The organism is Providencia sp. PROV174 (genome assembly GCF_028480685.1).
GTDB classification, from domain to species: Bacteria; Pseudomonadota; Gammaproteobacteria; order Enterobacterales; family Enterobacteriaceae; genus Providencia; species Providencia rettgeri.
In genome coordinates this window covers 35,794-50,362 of sequence record NZ_JAMPOT010000011.1, presented here as the reverse complement: position 1 = coordinate 50,362, position 14,569 = coordinate 35,794, and the positions used below count along the sequence as shown (strand labels likewise).

Here is a 14,569-nt window from a genome sequence, read left to right as displayed (position 1 = left end):
ATTATTAAGGCGCTGCGGTTACCAAAGAATCTAAAAACTGCTGCCATTTACTTGGCTCACCGAGGTAATTCTGTAATGGAACACGTAACCATTTACCCTGTTGTTGTATTAACAGAGTTGGAAAACCAGATGCCCCTGACTGCGCTAATAGTGCCTTACTGCTTGTGATATGATTGGCGGTTTCATGTTGTTCGCACTCGCTGTAGTCAGACACATACTGTGTTACATCAAGGTCGATATCTTTAGCGAGGTCAAGAAGCACTGCAGTATCTTTAATGTGGCGTCCTGAAATATAGTGCGCTTTTTGGATGGCTTTAAGCATCTCAAAGCCTTTGCTTTGCTTGGTTGCAGCCAATATAGCGGTTTGTGGTGGTGTTGAGTCCATAACCAAATTAGGTTCGTGTAGCATCTTTATATAGTCATCACCAAATACTTGCCCTGTCATGGATGCAATACGCTTATCAGATTGCAGAATATATTGGCGAAAATTATCATCTAAATGTAGGCGAGCATTGCCAGCTAACATACCACCACCATGCATTTCAATGTTGATACTTGGGTGTTGGTTGGCAATTTCGATTAAAGGCGCAGCGGCGTAGCACCAGCCGCAATAAGGGTCATAAATATAGTGTAGGGTGATGTTGCTCATAATCGTTCTCTCTATTTGATCTTTTTAAGTAATTTGAGTTAAGTTGTATCATTATCATCAAAAAATTAATACCACTATCATTAGGTTAAATCAGCCAAATTGCTTTTAGTCATTCAGTGAGTTGCTACGGAACATACCGCGCAAAATGGCTGTAATAGTGAGTATTACTTGGTTATTGAGGCCACTGCATTTCGCCTTTAACAACTTTTGCACTAAGCTCTAAACTTGATTTGTCATCTAATTGTGGATATTTTACCGCAACTTTTTGGATGAGTTCATCTGAGTTTTTACTTGTTTTTGCTGCATTTTCAAAATCTTGTAAGTATTTTTGAGTAAAAGAAACCGTACTTTTATCTAATTTAGATGCTCCCGTAAAGTGACCGGGAACAACCATTGTTGGGTTCAGTGCTTTGATGTCTTTTAATGTTTGCTGCCAATTTTTACGTGACTCTTCTGTTTGTGTATCTGCTACCCAAACATGAATATTGTCAGAAACAATAACGCCCCCCACAACGGCTTTTAATGATGGAACCCAGACATAAGTTCTATCTGGCGAAGCGCCATCAAGGCCTTTAATTTCAAGCCGTTCACCATCAACTGTGAAGCTATTTCCTTTAATAACCTCAGGGACAATAATATGGGTAGGCGCTTCATCTTTTAATACACCGCCCCAGTAAGCCAGTTTGCCATCTTTAGTTGCTTTAATGGCTTCAACTGTGTTTGCTGTCGCGACCACTTTAGCTTCAGGGAAGGCGTTTGTTAGGGTATCGAGCCCAAAATAGTAATCAGGATCTGAGTGGCTAATATAAATCGTGGTTAATTTCTTGTTGAGCTTTTTAATTTTATCAACCAATTGTTGTGCATCATTTTTTTGAAATTGTGCGTCAATTAACACCACTTCACTTGAGCCGCTAATAATTTCAGAGGAAACCGGAAATACACTGTTATTTCCAGGATTATAAACATCTAATGTTAGTGTTTCAGCTTGAGCCAAATTCATCGTTGTAGCGAATAACACGGTTGCAGCTAATAAGGTAAATTTCATTTTGTATCCTAAAATAAAGTTATACAGGAAAGCTTGTTTTTTGCATGTCGTGTATATTAAATTGCAATGATGAGATGAAAAACCCCATAATTAGGTGTTGTTTGTTGCATAATTCAGTCAAATGAGAGTGGTATGGATAGATTAAAGGCAGCAGAAGTATTTATTACTATCGTTGGACAAGGCAGTCTGAGTGGGGCAGCAGAAAAATTAGAGATGTCGAGAGCGATGGTGACTCGCTATTTGTCGGAAATGGAACAATGGGCGGGAGTGCGTTTATTAAATCGTACCACGCGGAAATTAAGTTTAACTTCAGCGGGGGAAGGGGTATATCAACAATCTTTGCAACTTAATGCTATTTCCCAAATGGTCCCTGTGCAGCAAGAGCTTGATGCAAAAGCATTATCTGGTTTAGTGCGCATTAGTTGCTCACAATCTATTGCCCAAAGTGCGCTTTCTGTGGCTATTGCTGAGTTTATGAAACTCTATCCGAATATGGCTATAGATATGCAAATATCGAATAAATCAGTTAATTTAATAGAGGAACGAATTGACTTGGCTATCCGTATTACTAATCAACTGGAGCCGAGTTTAATCGCAAAACCATTATCAACTTGCCATTCTGTCATTTGTGCTTCACCTGATTTTTTAAAAGGGAAAAAACATCCCGAAAAACCAGAAGATTTAGTTTTACTCGATTGCTTAACCTACAATTTTTTTGGTCGTAGCTTATGGGTATTTGAAAAAGCAGGTATGCAGCATAGTGTATTGGTTGATGGGCGATTAAGTGCGAATGAATCTGTATTTCTCGCTGAGGCAACATTGCAGGGTGCAGGTATCTCTATGCAACCATATTATTCTGTTGCTGATCATTTGGCCTCTGGGGCGTTAGTTCAACTATTACCTGAATATACGCCAATGCCTCTAGGCATTTACGCTGTGTATACGAGTCGGCAAAAAATGCCAACTGCATTGAGGGTGGTGATTGATTATCTCGCTAATTGGTTTGCAACTTCACCTCACTGGCAGTTATTGATGCAACAGCGCGGAAATTAGCTGGGTTTTTATTTGATTAAAGTTATCCTTTAAATGTTGAGTAAAAATATTGGTCAATTGTGATGAAGGGCGGTGAATAGGTTTTATCAAGCTAACGGTAAAAGGAATGGAAAAGCTGAGTGGGCGCAGAGCTAACTTCCCAGCAGATTGTTGATGAAAATCTAATGCAGTTAAAGGGTTAACAATAGAAATACCAATCCCTTTTAGTGCCATAGCGCAAATAGATGATGCTGAATGCGTTTCCATTACCATTTTGCGCTCGACATGGTGCTCCGCAAAAGTTGAGTCAATTAACTGACGATAGCTGTCAGTTAATGATAGGCTAATAAAACGTTGGCCTTGAAAATCGTTGGGGGTTAGGACTTTTTTTTGAGCTAAAGGGTGACTTGCGGGTAAGACACACACTTCATTTAAACTTCCCAGTGTTTGTTGTTCAGTTCCAGGTGGCATTTGCAAATGTTCTGTTAAACCGAAATCGTAACGCTGAGCGGACAACCATTCTTCTAAAACAGGAGACTCTTGCGGGATCACTGTGATGCTGACATCAGGGTAATTTTCCATAAACGATTGGCAAACATGGGGCAATAAAGATTGCGCGAAAGCAGGTAAACAGGTTATCGAGATTTGGGCATGTTCGAAGCGTCGAATAGTTTCCGCTGAGTTTTTAATGCGCTCCAAACCATAATAAGAGCGTTCGACTTCTTCAAGAAACCGTAACCCTTGTACTGTTGGCTGTAGACGTCCTTTGACCCTATCGAATAATTTAAACTGTAAAAGGTATTCTAAGCGAGCAAGTTCACGGCTGATAGTTGGTTGTGAGGTGTTTAGCAGCGCAGCGGCTTCCGTCAGGTTGGGGGCAGTCATTACAGCACGGAATATTTCAATGTGCCGCCATGAAATAGCTTGCATAGGAAGTCCTTAAATAAAGTCTATATCAAATATGAATAGACTTTAGCAAAATAGATATTTTTTTTCCCGTATTATTCTTTGAATAATAGCTTTTAATATAATAAAAACTTGCAAACGAGAAAGACAATGACTTCATTCGCAACGACAACAAGCCAATATTTAACACCTGAATATCTACGTGTATTACCTGAGCAGTACGGTAGCCCTGTTTGGGTTTATGATAGCGCGGTGATTATTGAACGTATCAAGCAATTACAAGTTTTTGATACCGTCCGCTTTGCACAAAAAGCATGTTCGAATATTCATATCCTGCGCTTAATGAAACAACAGGGCGTTAAAGTCGATTCAGTTTCCTTAGGGGAGATTGAACGTGCGCTGGTGGCAGGGTTCCAGCCTGGGCGTGAGAACTCAGAAATCGTCTTTACAGCGGATGTGCTCGATAGAGCCACATTAGCGAAAGTGACTGAGCTAGATATCCCTGTGAATGCAGGCTCGGTTGATATGCTTGAGCAAATTGGCGAGCAAAAAGCTGGCCATCCTGTTTGGTTACGCATCAACCCTGGTTTTGGTCACGGCCATAGCCAAAAAACCAATACTGGTGGTGAAAATAGTAAGCACGGTATTTGGCATGAAGATTTACCTGCAGCGTTAGAGAAAATTCACCATTACAATTTATCGCTAGTTGGTATTCATATGCATATTGGCTCAGGGGTTGATTATCAACATCTTGCAGATGTGTGTGATTCTATGGTGGCGTTAGTCACAACTGCAGGGGTTGACCTTCATGCCATTTCAGCAGGTGGTGGGTTATCAACCCCTTATCGTGAAGGTGATGAATTAATCGATGTGCAGCATTATTACAGCTTATGGGATAACGCTCGCCAACGTATCGAGCAACACTTAGGGCACAAAATTGAACTTGAAATAGAACCCGGCCGCTATTTAGTTGCTGAGTCTGGGGTACTATTAGCAGAAGTGCGAGCCGTTAAAGACATGGGTAGTCGCCACTATGTGCTTGTAGACAGTGGTTTTAATGACCTAATGCGTCCAGCGATGTATGGCAGTTATCACCATATTTCGGTATTACCGATGGATGGACGTAACGTTGATGGGGCCCAACTAAAAGACACAATTGTTGCTGGCCCACTGTGTGAATCAGGAGATGTATTTACCCAGTTAGAGGGTGGTTTAGTGGTAACCCGTGCTTTACCCGAGGTGAAAGTTGGCGATTTTCTGGTTTTTCATGACACTGGCGCTTACGGTGCATCCATGTCATCAAACTACAATAGCCGTCCATTATTACCCGAAGTGATGTTTGTAAATGGTAAGCCGCAATTGATTCGCCGCCGCCAAACGATTGAAGAGCTATTGGCTCTGGAATTGTAATGTTTTAAATATTATTAAAATAACGGTAAAAAGCCAGCTGTGATTTAGCTGGCTTTTTTGGTTTATTTTAGGAGTAAGTTTGCTGTTTAGATTATTTACAATTTCTGTTTTTGTGTGAGAATGAAATTATAATTTAATTTTATAAATTCTATTCATTTGAATATATGCAAAAAAAACTATTTCTACTAGCTGTTTTATTATCAGGGTGTCATTCTGATGAGAATCAAAAATATAGCTTGATGCCATCATATAGAATGTTGAACTTTAACTATAGCTCTGAATTTATAAACTATGATCCACTTATTAATAAGAAAACACCTACGCCAAGAAATCAATTTTATTTTAATCAACTAATGAATAGTGCTAGCAGTGGGGACTCGAACAGTAATTTGTTATTATTTAAATTATTCTATAAGGATTCTAATTGTAATGGTGTTTATTTAAATAATTTGAAACCTGACTTAACGTGTTTAAAAGCCTTGGAATACTTAATTGAATCAATAAAACAAAATAAAAATAACAGTTTGGCTTTGTATGAATTAAGTCAACTTTATTATCAAGGGGTTGTATTTGAACGAAATAAGGAGAAGGCTGTTTCTATATTGGATACAGTCATTCATAAAGGAGGGAAGGATGCGTTATTGGTTTGTGATTATTTAGTTCACATTACGTTGTTTGATGAAAACAGAAAAATTAAAGATATTAATAAAGCTCGTTATTATGCTGACCTTGGTGCAAGGCATGGTAGTGAAAAATGTAAAAAATATCGTAATGATATTGATGAGTATATTAATAAAAATTAAAGGGAAATAGATGAATATATCTAATGAAAATTATGTTCCGCAACATTACTTACAAGTAATAAATGAAGGGGATACAAAATATTTTGACTTAAATAGTAGTGGTTTTACTGATTATGGAGGGCCTAGCTTTACGATATTTGTTGCCCCACCAAACAGTCAGTTTATTGATGTCGTTGGTGATAATACCAATATTAATGAGTCCACATTTGGACATGTATTTATTGGGATTAAAGGTATAAATCCACAAAGTAATCAATATGAAAGTGTCACAGTAGGCTATAGTGCGGGTAATAGTTATCTTACAAATTCAGATAATATTTCATTCGATGACCATAATCGCTATCCAGAAGCATCATCTTTGACAATTGCAGGGCAAGGTCATTTTTTTCATAATGACCTAAATAATTTATTTAATAAATATAATTCCATGAAGAGTAATTCATCAGATAATAAAGACTATAATCTTCTATCAAATAATTGTATTGACTTTATAAATGACTTTCTCCAAGAATCAGGTATTGAAAGTATAAAGCTACCAAATAGTCCAAAGGAAATTTTAAAGAAAATAAAGTTGGTAGCATCAGATTATGAGACTCCATTGATTATTGACTTGAACCATGATGGAGTAAAAACACTTTCTGACAGTGTTGGGGTTGTTTTTAAATTTAAGGGCAATGAAAAAGTAACAGGTTGGGTTGATCCTAATGATGCTTTATTAGTTATGGATAAAAATAATGATGGAGTTATTAATGACTCTAGCGAATTGTTTGGGGATGATTATTGCAAAGATGACGGGTCACTTTCATTAAATGGGTTTGATGGGTTATTAGATATTGACAGTAATAACGATAGTGTTGTTAATCATGATGACCTTAAATGGCATGCTCTTAAATTATGGCAAGATAAAAATAGTGATGGTAAAACACAGGTTGGTGAATTATTAACTTTAGATGAGATTGGGATTTTATCAATAAAGTTAAATTATTCTAAATCTGCATATGTTGATAAAAATGCGAATCAACATAAATTAATATCTGAAGTGATATGGTCTGATGGTCGTAAGTCAGATGTCGTTGATGTATGGTTCAAACAAAAAAATAAAAGTTCAACAAATAACCGACTGGCAGAAATAATATCATCATTTAATGATGATACACCTATTGAGTTAATTAATAGATCAGATTGCTCAATAGTAGGTATTAATTTCCTTATAGCAGCTAGAGGTATCGATATTTTATTATAGGTTAATATGAATAAAATATTAGTTGTTTTAATTATTATTCTAACTGGTTGTGGAAAACAGTTAGGTAATCACGCTAGTGTAAATGGAAATATTGTTAAAATCCCTTCTTACAGAATGTTAAATTTTTCAATGTATAACATTCGAGATACAGGTGATGAAAAGCTCTTTCGTTCAATGAAGCCAATTCGAACGCCCCAAGATTTTATTGAATTACAAAAAAAAGCGAGTAAAGGTGATGTTAAAAGCCATTATTTTTTATTTTTGCTCTACTTCGATGATTCTGCTTGTTCAGTAAGGTCGTTAAAGAGTAGCAAGCGAGTTGCTGATGAAAATTGCACAATAGCATTAATGCATTTGAAGAAAACAGTGGAAATTGAGCCTGGTTTTCAGTTTGGTTTATATAAACTAGCCTATTTTAATCAATATGGTATTGGCATGCCGGTTAATTTAGATGAATCAATAAATTATTGGGAAAAATTAATAAAAATAGAAGGGTGTTATCGGCAGTTAGCGTTAGAGACTGCCTCTGAAATCTATTTTTACGAATTTGGAAAAATAGACAAAGCAAAAGAGTATCTAACAATTTGCGCAAATGGAGGAGGGGAGATTTGCCAATTTAAGCTAGGTGACTGGGATAATAAAATTAAATTACGACCTTATATATTAGAGGCCAAACAATGAGCAAACTCCTCGGGTATTTAGAAAATTGATGTGTAATTTGCACTAATAAAAAACTCAAGGGGCGAATAACTCCTTGAGTTTTTTTATTACTTAATAATTAGTCAAGCCGCTTTCTTTTTCTTACTGGTTTCTTCATCTGACGGTTCATTTGGTGACTTTTTTGTCGGAAGTACACCCAAATCATCAAACTCAAACTCATCGACGTTAATCGTCCGTAACCGACTTGCTTCTGCTTTGCGCAAGATATCAGCTTCTTCTTGTGTAATTACATTTTCAGGAAGTAGTTGGTCTGCAAGTTTATCTAAGCGAGTAAAGCTGAGTTTACGCTCTTTCAGGCGGCAGATGCGCTCAAAGATTGGTTCAGCAGCAATGATATCGAGCAGAGCTTGGTTTACAAGGCCATGAGGGTTGTTTTCCGTAGGTGTTAAATACTGCCCACGGCCCAGTCTGTCACGTGTTTCTGATGGTTCCATCAGAATTTGAGCCAGTTTATGGTCTAGTCGGTCTGATGGTGTTGACATCGCACGGCCAGTAGGGAACAGCGTGATGCGCATTACCCCTGCAACCAACTTGTTAGGGAAGTTTTTCAGGAGATCATCCATCGCTTTTTCTGATTGATATAAACAATCTTGAACAGCCCATTTCACTAATGGTAAGTCTGCTTTTTGACGACCTTCATCTTCATAACGTTTTAAGGTTGCAGATGCGAGATACAAGTTGCTTAAAATATCTCCTAAGCGAGCAGAGATACGTTCACGACGTTTCAAGCTACCCCCTAACACACCCATGGCAACATCGGATAGTAATGCTAAGTTGGCACTTTGGCGGTTTAGCATTTGATAGTAACGGCGCGTTTCATCTTTGGTTGGCGTATGACTTCCGCGACCATTGGTTAAACCAAGCCAGAAGCTACGGAATTGGTTACTAACCACATGACCAATATGCCCAAATACGGCTTTATCGAATTTATGTAAGTTATTATCCTGTGCTGCGGCCATTTCTTCTAATACGAATGGATGGCAACGGATAGCCCCTTGACCGAATATGATCATACTGCGGGTTAGGATATTTGCCCCTTCAACCGTAATGGCGATAGGTGCGCCTTGGTAGGCTCTGGCAACAAAGTTTGAATCCCCAAGACAGATTCCTTTACCACCTGTAATATCCATGGCATCAATAATGGCGCGCTGGCCACGGTGTGTACAGTGGTATTTAACAATAGCGGATAGAACGGCAGGTTTCTCACCTAACATAATTCCAGAGGTGATGAGAGTTGCTGCTGCATCCATCAGATAGGTATTACCTGCGATGCGAGCTAGTGGTTCTTCAATACCTTCCATTTTACCAATCGGTAATTTGAATTGACGACGAATATAAGAGTAAGCTCCTGTCGCGATAGCGATACTCTTCAAACTACCTGTTGAGTTCGATGGTAATGTAATACCACGACCGACAGAAAGACACTCAACTAACATTCTCCAGCCTTGGCCTGCCATTTTTGGCCCACCGATAATGTAATCGATTGGAACAAAAATATTTTTTCCGCGTGTAGGGCCATTCATAAATGGAATATTGAGTGGGAAGTGGCGATGACCAATTTCAACGCCAGGGGTATTAGTTGGAATGAGTGCACAGGTGATACCAAGGTTTTTCTCGCCACCTAATAGTTTATCAGGGTCTGAAAGTTTGAATGCGAGGCCTAATACCGTGGCAATTGGTGCTAAGGTAATATAGCGTTTGTTCCATGTTAAGCGCATTCCTAATACTTGCTCGCCTTGCCATTCACCCATACAAACGACACCTGAGTCTGGGATAGCGCCGGCATCGGAACCTGCCTCTGGGCTGGTTAATGCAAAGCACGGAATTTCCTCACCTGTAGCTAAGCCTGGTAAATAGCGTTGTTTTTGTTCATCAGTACCGTAATGTTGCAGTAATTCACCCGGACCTAATGAATTTGGTACCCCTACGGTGATAGCTAGAATACCGGAGACACCAGCGAGTTTTTGTAGAACCTGAGACTGTGCATATGCAGAGAACTCTAGACCACCGTATTCTTTTTTGATGATCATCGCGAAGAAGCGGTGATCACGCAGGTATTGCCACACTTCAGGCGTTAGGTCTGCCAGTTCATGGCTCACTTCGAAGTCGTTGACCATGCCACAAACGGTTTCAACAGGCCCATCAATAAAAGCTTGTTCTTCTGCGGTTAGCTGTGGTTTTGGGTAATTATGCAGTTTATTCCAATCTGGCGCTCCGCGGAAAAGGTCACCTTCCCACCACGTTGTTCCTGCGTCAATGGCTTCCTTTTCTGTGCTTGACATAGGAGGCATGACTTTTTGGAACATTTTCATCGCGCGGATAGAGAAAAGCGATTGGCGTACGGGAGTGAAGACAAAAGGAAATAATACCAAGGCAACTGGCAGTAACATCCAGTAGCTCCAAATATTGATGACTCCCATAACCGCGGTATAAGCCAATAATAATACTGAGCTAAAAACCAAAGATGTTTTGTGATAACAAAGTACGCCGATTAAGGCGAGAAATAACACGATGCTGAGAAGGATCATAGCGAAGCTCCTGTCTACTTGTAAGAGGTCTGACCTGTTTGTTGCTTTAATCTATACCTATTAATAAAGAATTAGCAATATATTTACATCCTAATTACAACTTAGCTCACAAAAACGTCATATAAAGGAAAGTATCGTAGTAATTTATATTATCGGCTCTATGAAAAGTCAGGTTATTGGCTATGAGTCACGATGAATTTTGTCGATAGGGTCAAGACAGCACAATCAAAAGTAGAAACAAAATTATCCCTGTGCAACAATCTGACTATTAAAGATTAATTACTGATATCTATCTGAGTTTTGCCATGGAGCGACATTTTTCTTTTAGGATGATCTGGATATGAATTAATCATGCTTTCTATAACGTATTCTTAATTAAGAGGAAATCTCATGTATCAAGACCTAATCCGCGGTGAGCTGACAGAAGCGGCCGAGACGTTATCGAATTTCCTTAGCGATGATGCCAATATTGCTGCTATCCAACAGGCTGCCGTTTTACTGGCTGACTCTTTTAAAGCGGGTGGCAAAGTATTATCTTGTGGTAATGGGGGCTCTCACTGTGATGCAATGCATTTCGCTGAAGAATTAACAGGGCGTTATCGCGAAAACCGTCCGGGCTATCCTGCGATTGCAATTTCAGATGTGAGCCATTTATCTTGCGTGAGTAATGACTTCGGTTATGAGTATGTTTTTTCACGTTTTATTGAAGCCGTTGGCATGAAAGGTGATGTTTTACTTGGAATTTCTACCTCTGGAAATTCTGGGAACATTATTAAAGCGATTGCAGCTGCACGTGAAAAAGGCATGAAAGTCATCACATTAACAGGTAAAGATGGCGGGAAAATGGCGGGAACTGCGGATATTGAAATTCGTGTCCCACACTTTGGTTATGCCGACCGTATCCAAGAAATTCATATTAAAGTTATTCATATCTTAATTCAGTTAATCGAAAAAGAGATGGTGAAATAACGTTATTACTGTTTCAGGAGTTTTTTAAATGTGCGAGTTACTTGGCATGAGTGCCAATGTTCCAACTGATATTTCGTTTAGCCTCAGTGGGTTGATTTCCCGAGGAGGTCAAACGGGCCCACATAAAGATGGCTGGGGAATTACCTTTTATGAGGGGCTCGGGTGTCGCACATTTAAAGATCCTCAACCTAGTTTTTTATCACCTGTCGCTCGCTTTGTGCAGGAATACCCGATTAAATCAGAAAGTATTGTTGCTCATATTCGCCAAGCAAACCGAGGGGATGTGTCGTTAGTGAACACTCACCCCTTTACACGCGAGCTATGGGGGCGTAATTGGACTTATGCGCACAATGGGCAGTTAAAAGGATATCGTACACTGAAAACTGGGCGCTATTGCCCGATAGGCGAAACCGATAGCGAATGGGCATTTTGCTGGATACTTCATCAACTCAGTGAAAAGTATCCACGTAGGCCATCAAATTGGAAAAGTGTGTTCCGTTTTATTGCGACACTAGCTGACCAATTGCGTCATAAAGGTGTATTTAATATGTTGCTGTCCGATGGGCAATATATGATGGCCTTTAGCTCGACGAATTTACATTGGCTAACGCGTAAGGCACCGTTTGGTAAAGCAAAATTACTTGACCAAGATATTGAAATCGATTTCGAGCAGTGCACGACACCTACTGATGTGGTCTCTGTGATTGCAACGCAACCACTCACGGGTAACGAAAACTGGCAGCGAATTGACCCAGGCAATTTTGTCTTATTCTATCTTGGTGAGCGCATATTGTGATTTAGACCCTAACAATTTTGTTGGAGTCTCAGCTTGGTCAATAACCGCATATTTACCTAAAGAGACTGACACCTCAGCAGGCCTTCCTGTGCGGTTGAAATACTCGTAAGCCGGTTGTAATTGTTTCCAGAAAGTATAGTGGCTGGAATTGCGATAGCGCAGCATATTTTCATTTGTCATTTTAAATGGATAAATGCTGACATTAATGACGGACTGTCCACCGAGTAAGGCCGTTTCTACTGTTTGGTAAATCTCGCCCATATATTTGTCTGTCATGGCATAACATCCCACAGAAACGCAACTGCCATGGATCATAAGATAGCTGCCACTATAACCTTGTGCTTTATCAAACTCATTAGGAAAACCAATATTGATAGATCGGTAATACCGACTATTAGGATTGAGCTGTTCGGCAGTAATTTGATAAAATCCTTCTGGACTTTTTAGGTCACCTTCGATTTTTTTGGGGCCTAGCCCGCCAGAAAACTTACAAATTGGGTAAGTTTTCGACAGTTTATATTTTCCTGATGGCGTTTTTTGGTAGAGTTCTAATAAACCTTCTTGCTTAAATATTTGAATAAAAATAGATGAGTTTGAGCTATCCGATACGTTATTATTAAGTAGAAATGAATAGTTACTCGCCTGAATAACAGGAGAATATATGAGTACAAATAAGAAAATTGCACTAAAAAATTTACTTAATTTCATATCTAAGCCATATCAAGAGAATATTATTGAATAAAAAGAGTACATATTTTATGCATTCTAGACGAGTAAATCGAAAATTAATATAGTTTGTTAATAGTTTTTAAATGAACCTTTGTTGTTTAAATAATGAACAAGGATCGATAAATATGAGCTTAAGTATCGATAATACCGAGTTGTTAACAAAAAAATTTAAATATTAATGCAATTTGCTTGAACTATGTCACTTCTATAGCCGGACATAGAGAGTGGGAACTGATAAAATTATGGTTGGCAGAAGATAAAATTTAGTAACAATTATGTGAGAATACCTGCTTAAGTGATGCCTATTGCTTGAGCTATTTTTTATTTAATGAGTCGCTATCATTCATTGCTGAATCGTTAGCTTAGGGTTTAACTGATAAACTTGTGCAGATCTTATGATTAAAATTAAAAAAGGCCTCAACCTTCCTATTGCAGGTGAGCCAGCCCAAGTGATAGAAGACGGCCCGAAAATTCAACACGTAGCTGTGCTAGGTGAGGAATATGTCGGAATGCGTCCTTCGATGCTGGTTAAAGAAGGTGAGCGTGTAGTTAAAGGACAGGTTCTTTTTGAAGATAAAAAGAACCCAGGGGTTTTATTTACAAGCCCAGCCTGCGGTAAAATTGTTGCTATTCATCGTGGTGAGCGTCGTGTGCTTCAATCTGTTGTCATCGAAATTGATGGCGATGAACAAGAAACTTTTGCAGCTTATACTCGTGATGAGCTATCTACATTAACGCAACAACAAGTCGAAGAAAACTTGATAAAATCGGGTTTGTGGACTTCTTTAAGAACGCGTCCATTTAGCCGTTCTCCACAACCGGGTTCTTCACCTATCGCTATTTTTGTCACTGCAATGGACACCAATCCACTTGCAGCGGATCCTGTTTTAGTTATTCAAGAGCAAGAACAAGCATTTAACGATGGGCTTTTGGTTCTAAGCCGCTTAACAGAAGGTAAAATCCATGTTTGTCATGGAGAGGGAGACTTACCGAAGAATACGGCTCATAACCAAATTTCTTATACCCAATTTACAGGGCCGCATCCTGCAGGTTTAGTGGGAACTCATATTCATTTCTTAGAACCTGTTAGTATCAAGAAAAAAGTTTGGAGCCTTAATTACCAAGACGTTATCGCTATTGGTAAGCTATTTGTTACGGGTCACCTATATACAGACCGCGTGATTTCATTAGCAGGGCCACAAGTTGAAAAGCCTCGTCTTCTGCGTACTCGCCTAGGTGCTGATTTATATGAATTAACACAAGGTCAGCTTAAAGCGGGTGAAAACCGTATTATTTCAGGTTCAGTCCTTTGGGGCGTGACATGTGATGATACTCATCACTATCTTGGTCGTTTTCACAATCAAGTCTCAGTGTTAGCCGAAGGTCGCAATAAAGAATTATTTGGCTGGATTATGCCTGGTGTTAATAAGTTTACGATTACGCGTACCACAATCGGGCACTTCTTGAAAAATAAACGCTTTAATTTCACAACGACAATGAATGGTGGCGAGCGTTCGATGGTACCAATTGGTAATTACGAGCGAGTCATGCCCCTCGATATCATGGTCACTCATTTGTTGCGCGATCTCCTCGCTGGAGACACTGATACATCACAAGAATTGGGCTGTTTAGAGTTGGACGAAGAAGATTTAGGTTTATGTACCTATGTTTGCCCAGCGAAATATGAATATGGTCCAGTGCTACGTGATGTTCTGACCAAGATTGAGCTAGAAGGGTGA

At 39.1% G+C, this 14,569-nt stretch carries 13 protein-coding genes; 8 read left to right on the top strand and 5 right to left on the bottom strand.

The window, feature by feature from the left end:
• Positions 1-4: 4 nt before the first annotated feature.
• Positions 5-649 (bottom strand): DsbA family protein, encoded by a 645-nt coding sequence (locus PSE60_RS11150; protein WP_210840313.1) that lies wholly within the window; start codon positions 647-649, stop codon positions 5-7.
• A 172-nt stretch (positions 650-821) separates the two neighbouring features.
• Positions 822-1,694: an MBL fold metallo-hydrolase gene (locus PSE60_RS11145; protein ID WP_272665459.1), complete on the bottom strand. Its 873-nt coding sequence runs from the start codon at positions 1,692-1,694 to the stop codon at positions 822-824.
• 132 nt (positions 1,695-1,826) lie between these two features.
• Here PSE60_RS11145 and PSE60_RS11140 point away from each other — a divergent pair, with 132 nt between their 5' ends.
• Positions 1,827-2,747 (top strand): LysR family transcriptional regulator, encoded by a 921-nt coding sequence (locus tag PSE60_RS11140; protein ID WP_272665458.1) that lies wholly within the window; start codon positions 1,827-1,829, stop codon positions 2,745-2,747.
• Here PSE60_RS11140 and PSE60_RS11135 read toward each other — a convergent pair.
• On the bottom strand, positions 2,721-3,656 hold the full coding sequence (locus PSE60_RS11135; RefSeq protein ID WP_272665456.1) for a LysR family transcriptional regulator: 936 nt from the start codon (positions 3,654-3,656) through the stop codon (positions 2,721-2,723). The genes PSE60_RS11140 and PSE60_RS11135 overlap by 27 nt on opposite strands.
• A gap of 126 nt (positions 3,657-3,782) precedes the next feature.
• Between PSE60_RS11135 and lysA the strand changes: the two genes are divergently transcribed.
• From lysA to PSE60_RS11115, 4 genes are all read left to right on the top strand, one after another.
• Positions 3,783-5,042 (top strand): diaminopimelate decarboxylase, encoded by a 1,260-nt coding sequence (lysA, locus tag PSE60_RS11130; RefSeq protein WP_272665454.1) that lies wholly within the window; start codon positions 3,783-3,785, stop codon positions 5,040-5,042.
• Between the two features lie 164 nt (positions 5,043-5,206).
• Positions 5,207-5,845, top strand: a complete 639-nt coding sequence (locus PSE60_RS11125; RefSeq protein WP_272665453.1) for a sel1 repeat family protein — start codon at positions 5,207-5,209, stop codon at positions 5,843-5,845.
• A 10-nt stretch (positions 5,846-5,855) separates the two neighbouring features.
• Positions 5,856-7,088, top strand: coding sequence for a hypothetical protein (locus PSE60_RS11120; RefSeq protein WP_272665451.1), 1,233 nt, complete (start codon positions 5,856-5,858; stop codon positions 7,086-7,088).
• Between the two features lie 6 nt (positions 7,089-7,094).
• Positions 7,095-7,769 (top strand): SEL1-like repeat protein, encoded by a 675-nt coding sequence (locus PSE60_RS11115; protein ID WP_272665449.1) that lies wholly within the window; start codon positions 7,095-7,097, stop codon positions 7,767-7,769.
• Between the two features lie 101 nt (positions 7,770-7,870).
• Here the strand turns inward: PSE60_RS11115 and fadE are convergent, their stop codons facing one another.
• A complete protein-coding gene (gene fadE / locus PSE60_RS11110; protein ID WP_272665448.1) occupies positions 7,871-10,336 on the bottom strand; it encodes an acyl-CoA dehydrogenase FadE in 2,466 nt (821 codons plus the stop codon).
• Between the two features lie 390 nt (positions 10,337-10,726).
• On the opposite strand from fadE, the gene lpcA reads away from it, so the two are divergent.
• Together lpcA and PSE60_RS11100 are read left to right on the top strand one after the other, a co-directional pair.
• Positions 10,727-11,305, top strand: a complete 579-nt coding sequence (gene lpcA, locus PSE60_RS11105; RefSeq protein ID WP_004914109.1) for a D-sedoheptulose 7-phosphate isomerase — start codon at positions 10,727-10,729, stop codon at positions 11,303-11,305.
• Positions 11,306-11,333: 28 nt separating this feature from the next.
• Entirely contained in the window at positions 11,334-12,101 is a 768-nt protein-coding gene (locus PSE60_RS11100; RefSeq protein WP_004914108.1) for a class II glutamine amidotransferase, read from the top strand.
• On the opposite strand, the gene PSE60_RS11095 is transcribed toward PSE60_RS11100, so the two are convergent.
• Complete coding sequence (locus PSE60_RS11095) at positions 12,072-12,809, bottom strand: L,D-transpeptidase family protein (protein WP_272665447.1); 738 nt, start codon at positions 12,807-12,809, stop codon at positions 12,072-12,074. The two genes, PSE60_RS11100 and PSE60_RS11095, sit on opposite strands and share 30 nt — an antisense overlap.
• A gap of 416 nt (positions 12,810-13,225) precedes the next feature.
• On the opposite strand from PSE60_RS11095, the gene PSE60_RS11090 reads away from it, so the two are divergent.
• Entirely contained in the window at positions 13,226-14,569 is a 1,344-nt protein-coding gene (locus PSE60_RS11090; protein WP_272665446.1) for a Na(+)-translocating NADH-quinone reductase subunit A, read from the top strand.